Consider the following 20,738-nt stretch of genomic DNA (forward strand, 5'->3'; position numbering starts at 1 on the left):
TGCGATTGTGCCTACAAGTTAGAAACGGCCTAAGTTAGGGACTGGGATTAAGACATTCCGTCTTGGATTACAGGTGCTTCGTTCGGTTGTGCTTTGCCTTAATTAGATTGCGGTCGAAAAAGGGCACGCTTATGGCTTACCGCCGATTTTTAGATCATGAAGTCATTCTACATAACAACTGCGATTGATTACGCCAATGGAAAGCCTCACCTCGGCCATGCATACGAGAAGGTTTTGACCGATGTGGTTGCCCGTTTTCGTCGCTTGATGGGTGACGAAGTCTATTTCTTGACCGGAATCGATGAGCACGGGCAGAAGGTACAGCAATCGGCAGGGGAACGTGGCATTACTCCCATTGAACTTTGCGATGAAGCGGCGGTCGCCTTCAAGGGACTCTGTGCGAGTCTAGACATTTCTAATGACGATTTCATTAGAACGACTGAAGACCGGCACAAGAAAGTCGTGCGATCCATTTTGCAAAAGCTGTTTGACCAAGGCGACATCTACAAGGCAGAATACAAAGGTTACTACAGCAAGCGAGCGGAGCAATTTTTGCAGGAAAAGGATCGCGATGGAAATGGTGAGTGGCCGGAGATTTTTGGTGAGGTCGAGGAAATTGCGGAAAGCAATTATTTCTTTAGGCTGAGCCGTCATCAGGAATGGCTTGTTGAACAGCTCAAGACGAACAAGTCTTTTATCTATCCCCGTTTTCGAGCAAAGCAGGTGCTTGAGTTCCTGAAAGAGCCGATTAACGATCTTTGCATTTCCCGGCCGCGGGAACGATTGGAGTGGGGAATTCCACTTCCATTCGACGAGGAGTATGTGACTTACGTTTGGTTTGACGCCCTGGTTAACTATATATCCGCAGTTGGATACGGTACCGATTCGTTTGAAAAACACTGGCCTGCGGATTTTCACGTAATCGGAAAAGACATCCTCGTTCCACCTCATGCTGTGTATTGGCCCATTATGCTGAAGGCTGCAGGGATAGCGTTACCAAAGAGCCTTCTAGTCCATGGGTGGTGGTTGAAATCGGGGGCAAAAATGTCGAAGAGCACAGGGACCGTAGTTGATCCGCTCGATTTGATTGACCAATTCGGCTCGGATGCGTTTCGCTATTTTGTTACTCGAGAGATGAACGTCGGGCAGGACAGCGAGTTTTCGCAGGAAAGGTACATGTCCCGTTACAATTCCGACCTTGCGAACGATCTGGGAAACTTGCTGAGCCGGGTGCTTACGATGGTTGGCCGCAATTTTGGAGGAAAGATTCCCGGACCAAGGATCGAGGAGTCGCTCGAATTAGAACTTTGGACCTTGTGGAAAGATACGCAAAAGAAGGTTTTAGATCTGTATGGTGAATTTCAATTTCACTCGGGCCTAGAGAAAACGTTTGCTTTTATCAGCGCGATAAATCGGTACGCGGAACAACGAGCTCCTTGGAAATTGGCAAAATCTGAGGATCCGGAAGACAGGAAACGTTTCGAAACGTCTCTTTACGTAATGACAGAATCCTTGCGCCTGGCAGTGGGGTTGCTCGAACCTGTCATGCCAAATACAACCGATAAAGTGTACGATCTGCTAGGATACACCAAAGAGGCAGATTGGGACCGTCGATTGCTGCGAGGAGACACACTGGTTGGACAGGAGATCGGCGAAAAGACCATTTTGTTTCCCAAGCCTCAAATGGAATCTTAAAGCAGCGATTCTGTGGATACGCTCCCGTTAGACCTTTCTCAGTCCCCGACAGAGACCGCACTTGAGACGTTTCTAAACGGCTGCCGTCAGCGAGCTATTCTGAAGAGTCATCCTCAGCTGGTGAGTATTTCGGTTGCTTCGGATTTACTTGATCCATTGGCAGTGCTCGAGTCGATTTATGACCCTAGCGAGCCGCACTTCTATGTAGAGAGACCCTTGGAAGGCGTGGCTTTGGCAGGAGCAGAAGTGGCAATCCATTCGGCGTCCCGTTCTGGTGATCGGTTTGAATCTGCAAAGGCTTTCATTACCGATACCTTGGACAATGCGGTCGCCGTAGGAGATGTCACTCTTCCTTTTTTTGGGCCACACTTCTTTTGCGGTTTCACGTTTTTTGATGAGGTGGGGGAGGGGGAGGCTTTTCCGCCTGCGACCGTGTTTGTACCCTCATGGCAGGTGAGCGTTAAAAGGGGAGTATGTGTCGCAACCGCGAACGCGCTGGTTGAGGAATGTAGCGATATTGAGTCGATTTCAAAACGTATATGGAATGCCAATACGAAAATCAAGTCGTTTGACTATCGGGCGGTTGATGTGTCTGCGAACGAGTCTAGACGTCCGGAATGGCGGATGGAGGAGGCGAGTGAAGAAGATGACTTTAGTGATTCTGTAGGTCGGGCTATCAAGGAAATCGATTCCGAGGTATTTGAGAAAATCGTACTAGCTCGAGCCCGGGATTTGAGAGCTAATCAGGTATTTCATCCACTCGAGATTCTCAACGCGATGCGTGACCGCTACCCTGATTGTTATTCTTTCTCGTTTGCTAATGGGGAAGGTCAAAGTTTTATTGGCGCGAGTCCTGAGCGTCTGGTGAAAGTCGAGGACAAAGAGTTTGCTGCAGACGCCCTAGCAGGGTCGGCCCCTCGGGGTCTGTCTGCGAGGGAGGATGCGAGATTGGGATCGGAGCTGTTGAATAGCGAAAAAGATCGGTACGAACAGAAAGTGGTTTTGGACTCGATTTGTCGGCGTCTTGAATCCTTAGGCACTGAAATTCGATTAGAAAAGGAGCCAGCCTTAAAGCGACTCAGTAATGTGCAGCATCTTTACAACGAGGTGAGTGGAAAGCTGCTTGAGGGTACGAGTCTCTTGGATTTTGTGGAGCAGCTTCATCCGTCGCCCGCTGTAGGCGGCTCACCGAGAGGGCGAGCCTGTGAAAGAATTTCTCATTATGAAGGTTTTGCTAGGGGACTGTATGCAGGACCGATTGGGTGGGTGGACAGTAATTTGGAAGGCGAATTCCTTGTGGCCATTCGTTCGGCTTTGATTGATGGCGACACTGCTAGGTTGTATGCTGGAGTTGGGATCGTAAAGGGATCTGTTCCAGAGAAAGAGCTGCAGGAAACGAACTTGAAGTTCAAAGCCCTGTTGGAGAATCTCGTTTAGATGCAACCCGAATTTGCAAATGTTAACGAGCTTTGGTCTCGGATCATTTCTGAAACCCTGTGCAGTAAAGGGGTTCGCTTTGCGGTGATTTGCCCCGGGTCAAGAAGTTCTCCACTCGCGTTTGCGTTTGCCCGAACTGAAGGAATTGAATCAATTTCAATACTAGATGAACGTTCCGCCGGTTTTTTTGCCTTGGGACTCGCAAAACGAGAAGGATTACCCGTTGTCCTGGTATGTACGTCCGGGACGGCTGCGGCGAATTTCTATCCAGCTGTGATCGAGGCCTCAGAAAGTGGGGTCCCCTTGATTGTCATAACCGCGGATCGGCCTGAGGAATTGCGTGGATGCCGTGCGGGGCAAACGATTGTTCAATTGGGTATGTATGCTATGTATCCAGTCTCTCAGGTAGAATTGCCTATTCCGAATGCGGACCTAAAGGCGTTAGAAGGTCTGAAAGCAGTTGTGGAAGAACAGGTGGATTTCTCGTTGGGTATTCCCTGCGGTCCCGTTCACGTAAATACGCCTTTCCGAGACCCACTGGCGCCTCTAACTGATCGGACGTTCGTGAGTCCGATCTCAATGGATGAGCTAAGGGTCTTGTTTGAGTCCTCTTCGAAAGTCGAAGAACCCTCTATTGAATTAGACCTAGACGAATTTACCCAGTCTGAACGAGGACTCATATTAGTCGGTTCTCCTCTGGTGCCGGTTAGTGAAAATTGGGTTCGAAATGTAGCGCGACTGGCAGATGGACTTAGGTGGCCTGTACTTGCAGATGGACTCAGTTCTATCAGGAATCATCAGAGTCTGTTTCCACGCTTGATTACCGGTTACAATGCGATTTGCCGGGTCGTTGACGGAGACTCGAACCTGCTGCCTGATCGAATCATCGTGGTAGGTGATCTTCCTATCAGCAAGACCCTTCGAACCTGGTTAAAAGATCGGAATATTAAGTCTCAGTTTTTGACACCCATTCCCGGTGAGTTCGATTCAAATCGAGGTGATAGTGAGTCTAGGTATTATGACTTTAATCGAGCTTCACCGCTGGTGACGCGTCATAGCAACGATTCCTTTGCCACAGCGTGGCAACGATTAGACGCGAAGGTGCACCAGTCTATCGAAGGAAGGTTGTCTCGTCTCGAGCCAGTTTTCGAGGGTTCGATTGCGGTAGCGATGTCGAACTGTTTGCCCATGGGAAGCTCTCTATTCGTTTCTAATAGCATGCCACCACGAGATTTGGAATTTTTCTGGAATCCTAACGATCGACGTGTGGGTGTCTATTCCTCTCGAGGGGCGAATGGGATAGATGGTATTCTATCAACGGCTCTCGGAGTAGCGCATCGAGGTGAGCCGACTTTTCTTCTAACAGGAGATCTTGCCCTACTTCATGATAGCAACGGAGGATTGGTAAGTAAGCGAGTCGAAGGGTCGCTGACGATTATATTGATAAATAACGCTGGGGGAGGCATTTTTGAAATGCTTCCTGTTAGTCAGCTTGGAGAAGAGTTCGAAGAGTTTTTTGCGACAGACCAGCAGATCGATTTTTCGAAATGGGCTGCGACTTACGATATTGAATACATGAAAGCCAATAGCCTCAAGGAATTTGAGATATATTTAGGAAGAGAAGCTCGAGGAGGGGTTAGCCTGATTGAGGTCGTTACAGACCGCAAACGAGACGCCGCGGAACGAAAACGGATCTTCACGGAAATCGCTAGTAGTTTATAGATTTGCTGACCTGTGAGCCTCTACCATTTCAGCTGCGAGACCGAAGCGAAGATTGAAAAAAGAAAAATAGATCGTCTCGCAACCTAGGAACTGCATTAGTTCGCACAGGATTATGGTAGCAGTCGGGAAAATGTCCGCTCGTTTAGTAGGAACGGCTAAATTTGCTATCCTCTCATCGAAGTCCATTTCAGAAACGCGATCGCGTATTGATCTGGCGGCGACAAAATCAAGTCTCTTTTTAGTTCCTGACTGAGGTGCCAATTGGGATAAGATTGACGCGGTGCCTCCGGTAAGCACTGCGGTGGTGACTCCAGGATCAGGTTGTATGGAAGATCGCTGGAGTGTAGTTCTTACGGCGTTCTCTATATTTTCCCGTTGAGGCAGGGATACCGGTTTCTTGCGGTCATGAAGGAACTGTGATGCGAGTCGAACGGCGCCGAGGTCGAAGCTGTGGGAAGCGACGGAAACCTGGTTCTTGAATCGAATAAACTCTAAAGAGCCTCCACCAAGGTCAGAGAGTGTGAAATCATTGAGGGTCGCGAGCTTTGGATCCTGTAAAACGCCTTTACCGATAAGGTTCGCTTCTTCAGCTCCTGAAAGGGTTCTCAATTCTATGCCGGTCGCAGTCCGGATGGAGTCTACGAATTTATGGCTATTGTGAGCGTCTCGTACAGCGCTGGTCGCAACGATTGAAAGCTGGTTTAGCTTGTGTTGAGAAGCGATCGAATGGAGTCGGGCTACGGCTTGAGTCCCGATCTTTATCGCACCGGATTCGATTACAGGAGGGTTTTTTGTCATTCCCTCGCCAATACGTACTTCTTCGACTTCAAAGTGAACGTGACGAATCTCGGTGCCACCCAAGCCTTCAGCAATCTGCAGCTTTATAGAATTGCTTCCTATATCGATAATGCCGACTCGAATAGGTTTCATCGCTAAAGGACAAATTTCCGCGGGGCAATCACCACCGCAAATTCGCCTTTCTTACTCGAGGTTTTAAAGGTCTCGGCAACAGAGGCCAAGGCGCCGGTTGTGATGGATTCGAATCGCTTGGTCAGTTCTCTCCCAATGCAAACGAAACGATCCGGCCCGAGGATTTCTAGCATTTCGGCCATGAGTTTTTCGATACGATGACAGGATTCATAGAGGATTATCGTATATGGGGAATCGATGTGGCTTTCGAGAAAGCGCTTTCGTGCGGCGCTTTTAGGAGGGAGGAATCCCACAAAAAGAAAACCGTCGGAAGGGAGGCCGCTCGCAGAAAGGATGGTTGTGGCGGCACAAGGGCCCGGAACGGGAATAACGGGTATAGATAGCACGTGACATTGGCGAGTTAAGCGAAACCCCGGATCGCTCACGGCAGGAGTTCCTGCGTCGGAAATGAGGGCAACCGATTCTCCGTTCGCTAGCCGGTCGGCGATTGATATCGCCATGGTGCGCTCATTTTTGTCGTGATAGGAAACCAGCCGATTCTTGATTCCCAATTTTGAGAGCATACCGCCGGAGACGCGTGTGTCTTCACAGGCGACAAATGAGACTTTTTCCAGCAAGGAGCGGGCTCGCTCGGTCAGGTCTGCTAGGTTCCCGATGGGCGTGGCGACGACGTAAAGCGAGCCTGGTTCAGGCGTGAGTGACTGATTTACGCCTTCCATCCTAGGGTGGGTGGAGTCAGAAATCTTTCTGGAGCGAAGGGAGCTGGACTAGCGGCTCGTTCCACCCATTCCCGGAACGCCACCCTCCCAGTCTTTGGGACGGCTCCAGGGAATCGTTGACTCATCCACTTCGGTGCAGCCGGTGAATATTAGAGTCAGGCTGACGGTTGCAATTGCGAGAAAGAGGGAAAGCAGTTTTTTCATAATCTATCAGTTTGCGCTAACAACGAGATCGCCCGCTATGGGGTCGATTTTTAAAGAGCCTGGCAGAATTCTCGCGATGCTCAAGTTTTCCTTTACTTCACTTATCTGAATTTTTGCGATGGATTCCCCTTCTCGCTTAATTTCGAGGAGATGGTCGAGCCGAATGCCACTGGTATAGCCTAGGCTGACGATCACGAAAGAGGATTGCGGCCCGACGGTAAGGATTCTTCCATTCGCATCGCTCGGGCCTGGCTTTAGGTTTCCATAACCCTCTGCAGTGGAGGGACTAGCTACCTTCACGGGAGTGCTTTCCAGTTTAAGAATGGTGGATTCCAGTGTAGCGATCTTCTGTTCGTAGGCATTGGCCTCTTCTAGCGTGATAGAATTCGCTTTTTGGGCGGCCATCTCTTTCTTCAAATCCGCCAGGGAACGCTGCAGATTCTCTTCGTTATCCATCCGCATTTCCAACTCCTCAGTAAAACGCTGGTTTTCCCGCTTCAGCTGATTGGATCGGGCAGAGATCACCGTGATATTGGATCGGGCTTCTTGCAGCGAACGGGCGTTTTGCTCCAGCTGCTCTTGGAGATCATGGTTTTTTGCGGCCAGATTGGCGGATTTGGCACTTTCCGCCTTGAGTTGGACCTGAGAGGTTTGCAGTTCTTGAGCGAGGTTGTTGGCTTCTAGGGTATTGAGATAGTAGAAGGTCCCGGAAGCTAGGGCTCCGATAATAGCGAGAACGGAAAGAAAATTGGCGAGTGACCTCATCGATCTAGGAAATAAGATTCGAGTCTCGGAACAATGGTTTTGGATTTCGCATTTGAAAAGCCTATTATCAGCAGTTCGGAAAACGGCCGAATGGCCCGAGGCGTTAAATTTTCCTCACTCAGACACTGAAAAGGTCGCTTCGTGCCAGGCGCCAGAACTGGATTTCCGGATCCCGGAAGTTCCGTTCGCGGCGAGATGGGTCGCAAGCTTGTATACGAGCTCCGCTTCTGCACTTTGGCCAATCGCTTGAGCGAGGCCGGGCGCATCCAGGCTTTCCCCTTTGGCATCCTGGAGTGAAGCCGTGATGGCTTTACAGAGATCGATCGCAATCCCAGCTGCTTTCTTGCCTGCTTCTACTCCTGGTTGGTGATAGGCGTTGATTCCTACGAGAGAAGCGTAAAGACCAACAGCTCGTTCATACAGCGCTATGAGGCGGCTCACCGATTCTGGGCTAACCGCGTTAGTCGTGATCGTAACCGATTCCCGTCCTTTCTCACTGAGGGCGTCTCTCGTACCGAGATAAAACCCTTGAAGAAAGTCTCCGGAGGTGACGCCGTCCTCCACTTCGATGGAGGGCCCGGAGCGATCTTTAAGGATTTCGATGAAGGTGACGAAGAAATTCGGAACACCCTCTCGGAGCTGCTGAACATAAGCGTGTTGGTCGGTGGAGCCTTTGTTTCCATAGACGGTAATTCCTTGGTTTACCACATTCCCCTGTAGATCGAATTCTTTCCCTAAACTCTCCATAATGAGCTGCTGGAGGTAGCGTGAAAAAAGGAGAAGGCGGTCTTTATAGGGAAGCACGACCATGTCTTTTTTCCCTTTGCCATCGGTTGCATGGTACCAGGATAGGGCGAGCAGGGCAGCGGGATTGCTCTTGATCGAAGTCTGGCGGGTCAGTGCGTCGATGGCCTTTGCCCCAGATAGCAATGCGTCGACATCGATTCCCTGGAGTGCGGCCGGTACGAGTCCTACCGGACCCAGCACGGAGGTGCGTCCACCGACCCAGTCCCACATCGGAAATCTGGCGATCCAGTTTTCGTTTATGGCGACTGTATCCAGCTTGCTTCTATCGCCCGTGATTGCGACTGCGTGGGCGGCGAAATTAAGACCTTTCTTTTCGTAGGCCGTTTTCGCCTCTAGCATGCCGTTTCTTGTTTCGGCAGTTCCACCAGATTTAGAGACAACCAGGCTGAGCGTCTGGCCAAGATTTCCCCCGATAGCATCAAGGACAAGGTCCATTCCATCGGGATCAGTATTATCGAAGAAGTGAACACGCGTCTTGTCTTTGGAAGGATTCCCGAGAGCGTGGCTTACAAACTGAGGTCCCAATGCGGATCCTCCGATACCGATGACCAAGATGTCCGAAAAGACTCCGTTTTGGCCTTTGATTTGCCCTGAGTGGACGCTTGAAGCGAATTGCTTAATTTGTTCAATTGTCTCCTCAATCTCGACTTTCAGCTTTTGCGTAGGGGCCCGTTCCGGGTCTCTAAGCCAGTAGTGCCCCACCATTCTTCCCTCGTCTGGGTTGGCGATTTCGCCTTTTTCCAAAGCGTCCATATCTTGAAACGCCTTTGCGAATCGCGATTCGAATGCTTCGAAGTCGTCATTCTTCAATCCGATCCGGCTGAGATCGATAGCTAGGCTGACTTCCGGAAAATGAAATGAGTATTGTGTGAATCGTTCCCAAGACATGGTGACTGAATTATGAAGTTTGAATTATAAATGCTGAAGAGGCATAGGTATGAAGGAATACTAGATAGCGGGCGATCTCCCCCTACCTTTTTGAAAGCTACAGATATTTGTCGGTGACGGCTCCTTCTGAAGCGGAAGCGACTAGTTTTGCATATTTGCCAAGGACGCCACGCTTTTCTCCCGCACCGGCAGGTTGATACGCGTCCATCCGCACGTTGTACACATCCTCAGGAATGTTCAGCGAAATCGTGTTTCTAGTGGCGTCGATCTCGATTTCGTCGCCGTTTTGCACAATTCCAATCGGTCCGCCACAAGCGGCTTCCGGTGTGATGTGGCCGACATCGAATCCGTGGCTGCCTCCGGAGAAACGACCATCCGTGATAAGAGCTACTTCCTTGATGAGCCCACGTCCGGCGACGGCCGAGGTCGGCGAAAGCATTTCCCGCATTCCAGGGCCGCCTGCAGGGCCCTCATTGCGAATGACGACTACATCACCCGCTACGACATCACCGCGAAGGATCCCTTGCAGGGAGTCTTCCTCGTTTTCGTAGACTTTCGCGGTACCCTTGAAGTAGAGACCTTCCTTCCCCGTGATTTTGCCAACGGCACCGCTCGGGGCGAGGTTGCCTTTGAGGACGCGCAGGTGCGACGTTTCTTTGATGGGCTGATCCCAAGGCCGGATAATGTCCTGTTCGTTCGGATACGCGGGATAGGGTCCTACTTCTTGGAGGTTCTCCGCGATTGTCTTGCCGGTAACGGTTAGGCAATCGCCATGCAGTAGGCCGCGATCTAGGAGGATCTTCATCATCGGCTGAATGCCCCCAATGCGAATCAAGTGGGACATGTTGTACTTGCCGAATGGCTTGACGTCGGCGAGCAGGGGGACTTTCTCACCGAGACGTTCGAAGTCGTCGATGGACAACTCGACATCCGCGGAGTGAGCGATAGCGAGCAGGTGGAGAATTATGTTGGTCGATCCACCAAGGGTAATACAGGTAGTGATCGCGTTTTCGAAGGACTTTTTGGTTAAAATGTCGCTCGGTCTCAGGTTTTGGTCGATGAGATGGAAAACCGCCCTGCCTGCGTTCTCGCAATCGATGCGTTTATCTTCACTAACCGCTAGCTGGGCGCTCGAACCTGGCAGGCTCATTCCGAGGACTTCAATCGCGCTGGCCATGGAGTTGGCCGTATACATGCCTCCACAGGAGCCGGGACCCGGTATGCAGGTAGATTCAATCTCCTTAAGTTCGGCATCGTCAATTTCGCCACGAGCGTGCCGGCCAACCGCTTCAAAAATGGAAACGATATCTGTTGGCTGCCCCTTATGAATGCCTGGGAGGATCGAACCGCCATATACGAACACGGAGGGACGGTTCAGACGAGCAATCGCCATCATGCATCCAGGCATATTCTTGTCGCAGCCGCCAATCGCGACCAGTCCATCCATTCCTTCACCTGCGACGACCGTTTCGATGGAGTCCGCGATGACTTCCCGAGAAACCAAGCTGTAGCGCATACCTTTTGTGCCCATGCTTATACCGTCGGAAATCGTTATGGTCGAGAAATTCACTGCCTTGCCGCCTGCTTCGTTGGCGCCTTTGGTCGCGTGAGTAGCGAGTTCGTCGATATGCATGTTGCAGGGCGTCAAGTCGCTTCCGGTTGAGGCAATTGCGATCTGGGGCTTCTTGAAATCGTCGTCACCAAATCCCACGGCTCTTAGCATGGAGCGAGCGGGGGCGCGGTCGTTGCCGTCTACGACGACAGAGGAATGTGGACGATTACAATTTTGGTTTTCTGTGGTCACGTATTTGGTATTGTTGATAACTTTGCGTTGCTTTCTCTAGTGGAGCTTATAGCCCCTTGCCAGAATCGCGGGAAGAATCGTGAAAAAGAGACCCTTTACATCAGAGCTTTTAGTTGCGATCAAGTCATTCCCCATTTCGAATTACACAAATTCTGCAGACCTATTTTAAATGGCATTCAGCTTAGACAGAGTATTGAAGGCGCTCCTATTCGGAGCATCTGGTCCCTTGAGCTCCAAGGACATCCAGAAGGTATTTTCCAAATTCCACGAGCAAGCCGAGCTATTGCCTGAAATGGAGGTAGCGACTCCGGAGGAAGACGAGGAGACGAATGTAGAACAGCCGTTTTTGGAAGCGGAGGGCATGCCCACTTCAGATGTGCCTTCGCTCGTGACCGCCGGTCAGATACGAGAATCGATTGACCGCATTTCCGCTGAGCTTGAAGAGCGTGACGAGGTATACCGCTTGGTAGAGCTGCACGATGGATTCGTTTTTGTGACTTCGCCCACCATCGGGGAATGGATTCGCTTGCTTCGCGACGAGCCAAGGCCGATGAAGCTAACCCAGTCGGCACTCGAAACATTGGCAGTGATTGCCTATCGCCAGCCAGTGGTTCGCTCGGAAGTGGAGAAGATCCGTGGGGTGTCGATTGACAGTGCCTTGAGCCGGCTAATGGAGCGTGACCTCGTTCAAATTGTTGGACGAGCAGAGCTTCCGGGGCGGCCGATTCAATACGGCACCAGCGAAGCGTTTCTCGAATTTGTAGGCGTGAGGACGGTGGAAGAACTGCCTTCTTCAGATGTATTGTCACCTCGTCAAATCGATGAGTGGCTCCACGAAGTATCCAACAAGCGTCACGTAACAGAAACGGAAATGGGATTGCCTGAGGGAGAGCGGGCTGATGGGAACGCAGAGGAGGTTTCAGGCGAATCTGATATTGAGGGGGAGTCGGAGGAGATCGGCGAGGTCGAGAAACTCGAGCAACCGCTCGAAGACGATGCTGATCGCGAGGCGATCTGACTATGAGCTTGGACGATCAGAGAAAACGGATCGACGAACTGGATGAGCAAATCCTCAACCTGCTCAATGAGCGTGTTCGCTGCGCGGCTGAAATTGGTCGGATAAAGCACCAGAATGGTGGCGAAATCTACGTCGCAAGCCGAGAGGAGCAAGTATTCCGCAAACTTGAGGCTCTGAATAATGGGCCACTCGATGGACCGGCAATAAGAGCTATCTACAGAGAGGTTATGTCAGCCGCGATCGCTCTAGAGAAGCCGATGCTAATTGCCTACCTCGGCCCAGAAGCGACTTTTACCCATCAGGCAGCGATTAAGAAATTCGGTCAGAGTATTGATTATTTGGCGACGCCTTCAATTACTGACGTGTTTCACACGGTGGCAAAAGGCGAGGCGGATTACGGTGTGATTCCGATTGAAAACTCGACCGGCGGCTCTGTGCTGGATTCGATGGACATGTTTTTCGATTCGGAGCTGAAAATTTGTGCCCAGATTTTTCTAACTATTACGCAAAATCTGATTTCGCAGTCACCAATCGACAAAATCAGGAAAGTGTACTCGAAGGACCAGGGCATCCTGCAGTGCCGGGACTGGCTTCATGTGCACATGCCAAAGGCATCTTTGCACAACTGCGAGAGCACGACCAAGGCGGTGCAAATCGCAGCGGAAGATCCGGAATGCGCGGCAATTGCGAGTTCGCTCGCAGCTGATTTGTATAACGTGCCTGTGGTCGAGAAAAACATCCAGGACCGGTCCGACAATACTACGCGATTCTTAGTGATCGGCAAGGAGTCTAGCGGATACATTCCTTCCATGAAGTTCAAAAGCAGCTTCCTCGTTTCAATTAAGGATGAGGTGGGTGCGCTTGAGAACACTCTTATGGTATTTGCCAAACGGGGACTGAATTTGAGTAAAATAGAATCTCGCCCTAGCGGAAAAATCGCTTGGGAGTACTGCTTTTTTATCGATGTAAATGGGCACTTCGAGGAAGAGCCGGTTGGGGAAGCCGTATCCGAGCTGAAGAAGATGTGTCCCTTTGTTAAGTGGCTGGGCAGCTATCCGGACAAGTAGTCGGTTCTCTGGTTGGGCGCCTTTGAGTTGGGTTCCACTTCGTTTGTTGCTCAGTTTGGAATTACTTCCTGACTTGCGTTGTGCTCGCGATTAGCTACCAAGGGGGCTTTCTTATACCTCCCGAAATCATTCCCATGGCAATCGAATATCCTCGAGCGTATAGAAGCGCCTGTCTGAAAATTACGCTTGGACTTCTCGCGATTTGGTTCGTCGTCAGCTTCGTTGGCGGAATCCTGTTGCGTGACTGGCTCGATGCGAACTTACCGTCTATCGGAAGCGCTCCCTTTGGGTTTTGGATCGCCCAGCAAGGATCTATCATCTGTTTCGTGCTGATTCTTATTTCCTATGCGGTTTTGATGAACCGCTTGGATAATAAGCACGGCTACTGGGAGGACAAATAAGGAACGGAATGACTCAAGGCACTCTCAATTTCATATTCATCGGCATCACGTTCGCGGTCTATATCACGATCGCCTTCCGTTCTCGGGCGACATCGACCAAAGAATACTACATTGCTGGGGGAGGCGTTTCCCCGTTCGCAAACGGCATGGCAACCGCAGCAGACTGGATGTCCGCAGCGACGTTCATTTCCATGGCGGGCACTGTGGCTATCACCGGTTACGACGCGTCTCGGTTTCTGATGGGCTGGACCGGAGGCTTCGTTTTACTGACGGTGCTAATGGTTCCGTATTTAAGGAAGTTCAACAAGGCGACTGTTCCGGATTTCGTGGGTGATCGGTACTATTCAAAGGTGGCCCGCGGCGTTGCCGTCGTGTGTGCGATCTTCATTTGCATGACCTATATCATGGGGCAAATGCGCGGGGTAGGGGTCGTGTTTTCCCAATTGTTTGGGATCGGTATACCTGCGGGAGTGTTAACGGGCGCGGCAATTGTTTTAGTTTATGCGGGTATGGGGGGAATGAAAGGGATCACTTACACGCAGGTGGCTCAATACACTGTAATGGCTTTTTCTTACACGATCCCTGCGATATTTATCGCAATGGCAATGACTGGAAACGTGATTCCTCAGTTGGGATTGATCGGAAATTACAACGTGAATGGAGAGGTAGTTCCGTTTCTCCAGAAGCTGAACAATATAAATCTTGAATTGGGATTCCAAGAATATACTTCGGGAAAAATGAGCACAATCAATATGTTCTGCATTACGGCAGCCCTAATGTGTGGTACCGCGGGCTTGCCTCATGTGATTGTTCGATTCTTTACGGTGAAAGATGTTAAGGCCGTTCGGAAGTCCGCTTGTTGGACACTTACTTTCATTGCAGTGATCTATCTTACGGCACCGACAATTGGTGCCTTTGCTCGAGTCAATCTTATCGAGAATTTGCACAACACGCAGTATGAGGAAGCCCCAGAATGGTTCAGCAGCTTTGAGAAGACCGGCCAAATGGCTTGGGTCGACAAGAATGGCGATGGAGCCATCCAGTATTTCGGGCCTGGCACGTCGAGTTCGAATTCGAACTCCGTTTTCCATGGAAGCGGACCCGCGTATCCAGGTTATGATGCTCCGGAGTCGCAGCGGATCGGTCCGCAAGGACAGCGACTTCTTGCCAACAAAGCTGATCTGTCCAATCCGAACGAACTTTATTTTGGCAATGACATCATGGTGATGGCTAATCCCTATATGGCGGGGCTTCCGATGTGGGTGATCGCCTTGCTGATGGCGGGCTGTATTGCGGCTGCCTTGTCGACGGCAGCAGGACTTCTACTAGTCCTGTCTACTTCAATTTCACACGATCTAATGAAGAAGATCATCAAGCCAGACTTGAGTGACCGGGAAGAGGTCAATTATGCCCGTTTTGCTTCATTTATCGCATTAGCCGTAGCCGCTTATTTCGGAATAAACCCTCCATCGGCGTTTATTGCTAAAACGGTGGCGTTTGCCTTTGGGTTGGCGGCCTCTTCATTCTTTCCGACCTTGCTGATGGGGATCTTTTCCAAGCGAGTGAATCGGGAAGGAGGGATTGCGGGTATGTTTTGCGGAATTGCATTTACCAGCGGCTATATCATTTATTTCCAGTTTCTCGGGGGCCAGGCAGAGCATCTATTCTTCGATATCACACCGGAGGGAATCGGGTTTGTGGGGATGTTTATCAATTTTGCGGTAACGTTTATCGTGAGCGCCTTCACCCCAAGGCCACCCATCGACGTTCAGGAGATGGTTGAAAATATCCACATACCAACGGGAGCGTCCGAAACGAAGCAGAACGATTTCGAAATCTAGAGAATGGTGGCGGGCCAAACGGTTTTTACGCTTAAAGCGGTCTAGTTTAGACCGAGAAATTCTCGGTGATTTGAGGTATCTCAAGAACCCACGCGGCTTCACTCCAGAAAGTGGCTTTCGAAGAATTTGCGTCCCAGTCTCCGCAGCGAAGATGGAAGTCATTCGATCCCATCAAATTGCAGTTTTAGCGTTGTTGGCCTCGATACGGGCGTACTACAGCCTTGCCAGAAGGGGCAGTTTGGGCGCTTATGCATCCACTTTGAAAAACTTTAAAGAACTCGGAGTTTCCGCAAAGCTGATCAAGGCCTTGTCTGAAAATAAAATAGTCACTCCTACTGAGGTGCAGAGAGTGGCCATTCCGCATCTGCTGCAAGAGGGAGGCGACTTTATCGCCCAAGCACAAACCGGTACGGGTAAAACAGCCGCCTTTGGTGTTCCCCTTCTTCAATACATCGATCCTAAAATCCAGCAGATTCAGGGCCTGGTTTTAGCGCCCACGCGTGAGCTTGCTCAGCAAATTGGCAAGCAACTCTTTCGATTTACACGCTACTTCCCCGACCGAATTTTCTCGGAATGCGTGTATGGCGGAGAAGCGATTGAGATTCAGCAAGCGAACCTGAATCGTCCCACTCACATTGTGGTCGCAACTCCAGGCAGACTAATAGATCTCCTGAAAGCGAAGGCATTGGATTTGTCCTCTGTGAGAATCGCAATTCTGGACGAGGCCGACGAGATGTTGAGCTTAGGATTCAAGAAAGACTTGGAGACGATTCTGGGGCACTTGCCTGCGAAACGCCGCACTTGGCTCTTCTCGGCAACGATGCCGAAAGCCCTGCGTAAAATTATCAAGGGGTATATGTCGCCGGTGGCCCACGCGGTCCGAGTGGATCGGAAAAACGTGGTTAACCCGAATATCGATCATCAATATGTGATCTGTCGTATAGAGGACAAATTCACGGAGATCACACGGTGCATCAAAGCTCGTGGGGAAGAGCGGGGGCTTGTCTTTTGCCGTTCGCGGGCTGGGACTGTCAACCTCGCCAAACATCTTACGGATGAAGGATTTTCGGTGGGGGTGATCCAGGGCGAACTTTCTCAGAAAGAACGCGAGAAGGTCATGCGCAGCTTTAAGAAAAGCCGTACTCAAATACTGGTTTCAACGGATGTCAGTGCTCGAGGTATCGATGTAGAAGATTTGAAATTCGTGATCCATCATCAACTTCCCGACCAAATAGAGTACTATACGCACCGAAGCGGTCGCACCGCTCGGGCGGGAAAGAGCGGGGTTTCCATCGCGTTCATTACAGGACTCGATGTGAAGCGCTTAAAAGAGATCGAGAGGGAACTGGATATCAGGTTCAAGCGGCTGGCGTGAAGTTCTGGAGAGGGTTTTGGGCGCCTGTTGACCGTAGGGGACGGGGAGTTCGCGGAGATTTCCTAAATTGGTCTCAAAAGGGCCCCTCTTGAATTATAGCATGTACGGGCTTGCTTGGGAGGAGGTACGCGACAATTCTCTTCGACTATGGCCAAGCTTTCTATTCCGAATTGTGTGACTTGTTTGCGTCTGGTTTGCTGGGTCGTGTTGGAGCTTTCATTTTTGAATGCTCGAGCCGAAGAGTATCGTCGACCGAACATCGTATTCATCTTTACGGACGACCACGCGATTCAATCGATTGGAGCGTACGGGTCGAAGATAAATAAAACGCCGCACATCGATCGGTTGGCCAGCGAAGGGGGGATTTTTCTTAATTCATTTTGTGGAAACTCAATTTGTGGCCCTTCAAGGGCAAGCGTTCTGACAGGGAAACATAGTCATAAGAACGGATTTTATACTAATTCGGGCGGAGCAGAGTTCGATGGGTCTCAGATGACTTTTCCGAAACTGCTGCAAAAGGCAGGCTACTCAACTGCTCTGGTTGGCAAGTGGCACCTGAAGTCGAACCCGACCGGTTTTGACTACTGGGAGGTCGTGCCCGGGCAGGGGAGCTACTATAATCCGGATTTCTACACTAGCGCTGGTCAGGATAAGATGAAGCGGTACGAAGGCTACATTACGGATATTACGACAGACCTGGGACTCCAGTGGTTAGAGCAGCGAGACCAGGACAAGCCGTTTCTTTTGATGTGTCAGCAAAAGGCGCCCCATCGGACATGGGCGCCTAATTTGAAACACCTTTATAACTACGACGACGCGCCGGTGCCAGAGCCGGACATGCTTTTTGATGATTGGACCGGGCGAAGTGAGACGCTCGCCAGCAACGCGATGTCGATTAGGGATCATTTCATTTACCAATGGGATATGAAATTTCAGGAGCGGGTGCCGATTGCGAATGATTTTGAAAGTCGGCTACACGAACCTGAGAGGCCTCGGATGACGCCAAAGCAACAAGCGGTTTGGGATGCTTACTACGAACCGCGAAACGCTGCCTTTCTTGCATCACCCCCGACTGGTGATGATCTAGTTCGTTGGAAGTATCAGAGGTACATTAAGAACTATCTGCGCTGTATTGACTCTGTGGATGAGAATGTGGGTCGTGTTCTTAGTTATTTAGATGAGAACGGTTTGTCTGAAAACACAATTGTCATTTACAGTTCCGATCAGGGCTTTTATCTGGGCGAGCATGGGTGGTATGACAAGCGTTGGATGTACGAAGAGTCGTTGCGTATGCCGTTTCTAATTCGGTGGCCAGAGAAGATTCAGCCTGGAACTAGGTTCGATCAACTATTGCAAAATATCGATTATGCTCCAACCTTACTTGAGGCAGTCGGCCTGGAAGTTCCTGAAGAGATTCAAGGGGCGAGCATTTTGCCCATATTGGAGGATCCAGACACCGATGACTGGCGCAAGTATCTCTATTATCACTACTACGAGCATTTGACCGAACATGGGGTGCCGAGACATGAAGGAGTTCGTGGGGAGCGATTTAAGTTAATCAATTTTTATTCCAACGACGGCTTGGAGCTAATCGACTTGAAGACTGATCCAAACGAATTGAGGGACGTGTCGGGTGTTCGAGAATACGCAGGGGCACTTGAGGAGATGAAAACTCAATTAGAGCGATTACGCGGTAAATACGATCTTCCTAGCCACGAAGAGTCGGCGACCCATTAATCCTCAGGGTTCGCCAGCTCTGCGAATGGCTCTATTTTAGGGACTGCGTCCGCCTTCGTTTTCGCGCGGCAGCGTAAGCTTTCCGTGACCTGTTCAACATGTACAGACAGGATCACGATATTGTTTGTTTGTAATTTTGTAATCTCCTTAAAATCAGCGGCTAAGGATTCGCCGTTCCTTCGCGGTCTCTGCGGCTTTAAAATGGTATCCTTGATTTTGGGATGGTCTCAATCAATTGAGATCGATCTCCGTTGACTCATCGAAAACTTATGGATGTAACGTAACATTATGAAGCTCACCAAGCACCTTTTTTTGACTGCCTTTGCTGCTACTGGAATTCTGCTAACGGGTTGCTCCAACCCAGCGGACAAAACAGAATCGGCTAAGGTAGCGGATGCCGTGGAGACGGCAAAGTCTGTTGCGAATGCCTCGATCTATTCGATTCGCTCGGATTCGACCATATCTTTTGTCGGTTCCAAGGTAACTGGAAGTCACGGCGGTGGCTTCAACAGTTTTGAGGGAGAAATTGCAGTAGCTAATAGCAAGATTGTTGCCCCAAGCAAGATTACGATTCAGATGGATTCACTTTGGTCGGACAATGATCGGCTTACGGGCCACCTCAAAAGAGACGACTTCTTTGACACGGTAAATATCCCTACTGCTGAATTTGCAGTAACTTCTATGCAGGATACGCCTCAGGGTCCAGAATTGACAGGAAACCTGACCCTCCATGGTGTGACTAAAAGTATTTCTTTCAAACCGGAGGTATCGATCTCTGACAATGAGGTCACACTGAAAGCTGAGTTCGACATCATGCGTTTTGACTTTGGCATTGTCTACAGGGGGAAAGTCGACGATCTCATAAGGGATGAGGTTGTGATCAAGCTGGATATTAAAGCGACGTCGGTCGGTTGATTCGGTGGGGCATAACGGTATCGCTTTCAAGAGCGTTACCTGTGGTACCATACTTTCGTCTATGTGACTTATATCCCTCGCTCTATAGAATATGGCCGATTACTTTGGTCTTATCGTTGCCGGGGGAGGATGGGCGGCGGACCTGGCTTTTTGACCGCATCCAAATTCGGGTTGAAGACCGCTCTAGTCAAACGAGACAATTTTGGGGTTTACGTGCCCGAATCGTGGATGCTTTCCTTCAAAACTACTGATCGGTTTTACCGAGGCCGCACGTCATTTGCGAGAGGCTGACCAGCATTTTATTGATACCCGAATACGGAAAATTGATCCTACCCAAGCGTTTCGAAGTGTGAACGGTTATGTAGGTGAGGCGGATGGTCGCTATGAGGGGAGATTGCAACAAGCAGGAGTCGATCTGATCAGGGGGAGGCCGCATTTGTTGGATACAAGAGATTGGCCGTCGGTAATCGTGAGATCGAATCTGATCGCATTATGATTGCAACGGGATCCCATCCGACTCCAACACCCTTCAATGAGCTTCCTGTATGGACGAGTGATGCCTTGTTTCCCTTGAGCGAAGCGCCGCTTTAGAGCTTGCCCTTCTATTAATTTTTTTGATCGGGTTCGTCCTCTGGGGTCAGAAACAATCATTTCAGCGATTAGAAGAACTCGGTTTCCAAGCGTATCAAGGTTTAGGGTACAGCGGTGGTTTCGCCACCGGTGCGGGAGAAAGTCCAATATGGCTGTATTGGTTGAACCGTTCTGAAAACGCTCTTTTGGGCTTCTATTGAAATCCCCCTAAACACAAGGGCTGGAAGCTGATTGCTGGAGAATTAGGCGGTCTGAACGTCGAACGTGGTACGTCAAAGATGTTGATTTGCGTAAGCGACGGCAATGTTGCGTTCCTGTTGTTTGATTCGCAAGCAGAGGAGCAAATCAAAATCAAGGACCCTATCGATTGAAGTACAGGTTTTTTCGCTGTCCGTCTAAGTCTTGCGTCTCTCCCGTTGCTCCTCTTTGATCTGTGAGTCGTTTGAAATGAGTAAGATACGAGTACAAAAACTGGATCATGTGGCCTTGGATGTTGTGGACGTTGAGAAGGCCAAGACGTTCTACAGCGATTTATTGGGTTTGCAGGAGATTCCCCGCCCAGAGAGTTTTGACTTTCCTGGCGTGTGGTACGATCTCGGAAATGTCGTTTTGCACATTGTCGGGCCGCGTGAACCTGAATTGGGAAAACACCACATAGCCTTTTTTGTGGAAGACGTGCATTCCTGTGCCGAAGCGGTTGAGGAGGCTGGCTTCCCTATGAAGTGGGACCCGTACAAGATTCTAGGTATCGATCGATTCTTTACAGCAGATCCGGAAGGGAACCGTATCGAGATTCAGGGTCCTGAGAAAGTGGACTGAGCT

17 protein-coding genes are annotated in these 20,738 nt (G+C 50.2%); 11 read left to right on the forward strand and 6 right to left on the reverse strand.

What is annotated here, in order from left to right; translation table 11 throughout:
- Window positions 1-156 precede the first annotated feature (156 nt).
- Genes metG through menD form a run of 3 tightly spaced genes read left to right on the forward strand, consistent with a single transcriptional unit; the run spans window position 157 to window position 4,854 of the window.
- Window positions 157-1,695 (forward strand): methionine--tRNA ligase, encoded by a 1,539-nt coding sequence (gene metG, locus GA004_RS08440; protein ID WP_283396887.1) that lies wholly within the window; start codon window positions 157-159, stop codon window positions 1,693-1,695.
- 12 nt (window positions 1,696-1,707) lie between these two features.
- Window positions 1,708-3,132, forward strand: coding sequence for an isochorismate synthase (locus tag GA004_RS08445; RefSeq protein ID WP_283396888.1), 1,425 nt, complete (start codon window positions 1,708-1,710; stop codon window positions 3,130-3,132).
- A complete protein-coding gene (gene menD, locus GA004_RS08450) occupies window positions 3,133-4,854 on the forward strand; it encodes a 2-succinyl-5-enolpyruvyl-6-hydroxy-3-cyclohexene-1-carboxylic-acid synthase (protein ID WP_283396889.1) in 1,722 nt (573 codons plus the stop codon).
- Here menD and GA004_RS08455 read toward each other — a convergent pair.
- The 6 genes from GA004_RS08455 to ilvD form a co-directional block, all read right to left on the reverse strand.
- Window positions 4,849-5,784 carry a Ppx/GppA phosphatase family protein gene (locus GA004_RS08455; RefSeq protein ID WP_283396890.1) on the reverse strand — a complete coding sequence of 312 codons (936 nt, stop codon included), beginning with the start codon at window positions 5,782-5,784 and terminating at the stop codon, window positions 4,849-4,851. The genes menD and GA004_RS08455 overlap by 6 nt on opposite strands.
- A gap of 2 nt (window positions 5,785-5,786) precedes the next feature.
- Window positions 5,787-6,503, reverse strand: coding sequence for a 16S rRNA (cytidine(1402)-2'-O)-methyltransferase (gene rsmI, locus GA004_RS08460; protein WP_283396891.1), 717 nt, complete (start codon window positions 6,501-6,503; stop codon window positions 5,787-5,789).
- 48 nt (window positions 6,504-6,551) lie between these two features.
- On the reverse strand, window positions 6,552-6,707 hold the full coding sequence (locus GA004_RS08465; RefSeq protein ID WP_283396892.1) for a hypothetical protein: 156 nt from the start codon (window positions 6,705-6,707) through the stop codon (window positions 6,552-6,554).
- A 6-nt stretch (window positions 6,708-6,713) separates the two neighbouring features.
- Window positions 6,714-7,472, reverse strand: coding sequence for a hypothetical protein (locus GA004_RS08470; protein ID WP_283396893.1), 759 nt, complete (start codon window positions 7,470-7,472; stop codon window positions 6,714-6,716).
- Window positions 7,473-7,586: 114 nt separating this feature from the next.
- Window positions 7,587-9,167: a glucose-6-phosphate isomerase gene (locus tag GA004_RS08475; RefSeq protein ID WP_283396894.1), complete on the reverse strand. Its 1,581-nt coding sequence runs from the start codon at window positions 9,165-9,167 to the stop codon at window positions 7,587-7,589.
- A 97-nt stretch (window positions 9,168-9,264) separates the two neighbouring features.
- Window positions 9,265-10,971, reverse strand: a complete 1,707-nt coding sequence (ilvD, locus tag GA004_RS08480) for a dihydroxy-acid dehydratase (protein ID WP_283396895.1) — start codon at window positions 10,969-10,971, stop codon at window positions 9,265-9,267.
- A 169-nt stretch (window positions 10,972-11,140) separates the two neighbouring features.
- Between ilvD and scpB the strand changes: the two genes are divergently transcribed.
- The 8 genes from scpB to GA004_RS08520 all read left to right on the forward strand — a co-directional run bounded on the left by scpB (window position 11,141) and on the right by GA004_RS08520 (window position 20,735).
- Window positions 11,141-11,989, forward strand: a complete 849-nt coding sequence (scpB, locus tag GA004_RS08485; RefSeq protein ID WP_283396896.1) for an SMC-Scp complex subunit ScpB — start codon at window positions 11,141-11,143, stop codon at window positions 11,987-11,989.
- Between the two features lie 2 nt (window positions 11,990-11,991).
- Window positions 11,992-13,056: a prephenate dehydratase gene (gene pheA / locus GA004_RS08490; protein ID WP_283396897.1), complete on the forward strand. Its 1,065-nt coding sequence runs from the start codon at window positions 11,992-11,994 to the stop codon at window positions 13,054-13,056.
- 134 nt (window positions 13,057-13,190) lie between these two features.
- A complete protein-coding gene (locus GA004_RS08495; protein WP_283396898.1) occupies window positions 13,191-13,457 on the forward strand; it encodes a DUF4212 domain-containing protein in 267 nt (88 codons plus the stop codon).
- Between the two features lie 8 nt (window positions 13,458-13,465).
- Complete coding sequence (locus GA004_RS08500; RefSeq protein ID WP_283396899.1) at window positions 13,466-15,298, forward strand: sodium:solute symporter family protein; 1,833 nt, start codon at window positions 13,466-13,468, stop codon at window positions 15,296-15,298.
- A gap of 151 nt (window positions 15,299-15,449) precedes the next feature.
- On the forward strand, window positions 15,450-16,673 hold the full coding sequence (locus GA004_RS08505) for a DEAD/DEAH box helicase (RefSeq protein WP_283396900.1): 1,224 nt from the start codon (window positions 15,450-15,452) through the stop codon (window positions 16,671-16,673).
- Between the two features lie 147 nt (window positions 16,674-16,820).
- Window positions 16,821-18,410: a sulfatase family protein gene (locus tag GA004_RS08510; RefSeq protein ID WP_283396901.1), complete on the forward strand. Its 1,590-nt coding sequence runs from the start codon at window positions 16,821-16,823 to the stop codon at window positions 18,408-18,410.
- 288 nt (window positions 18,411-18,698) lie between these two features.
- A complete protein-coding gene (locus tag GA004_RS08515; protein WP_283396902.1) occupies window positions 18,699-19,325 on the forward strand; it encodes a YceI family protein in 627 nt (208 codons plus the stop codon).
- Between the two features lie 1,038 nt (window positions 19,326-20,363).
- Window positions 20,364-20,735, forward strand: a complete 372-nt coding sequence (locus tag GA004_RS08520) for a VOC family protein (protein ID WP_283396903.1) — start codon at window positions 20,364-20,366, stop codon at window positions 20,733-20,735.
- Window positions 20,736-20,738 lie beyond the last annotated feature (3 nt).

It is taken from the genome of Candidatus Pelagisphaera phototrophica, from assembly GCF_014529625.1.
Taxonomy (GTDB): Bacteria; Verrucomicrobiota; Verrucomicrobiia; order Opitutales; family Opitutaceae; genus Pelagisphaera; species Pelagisphaera phototrophica.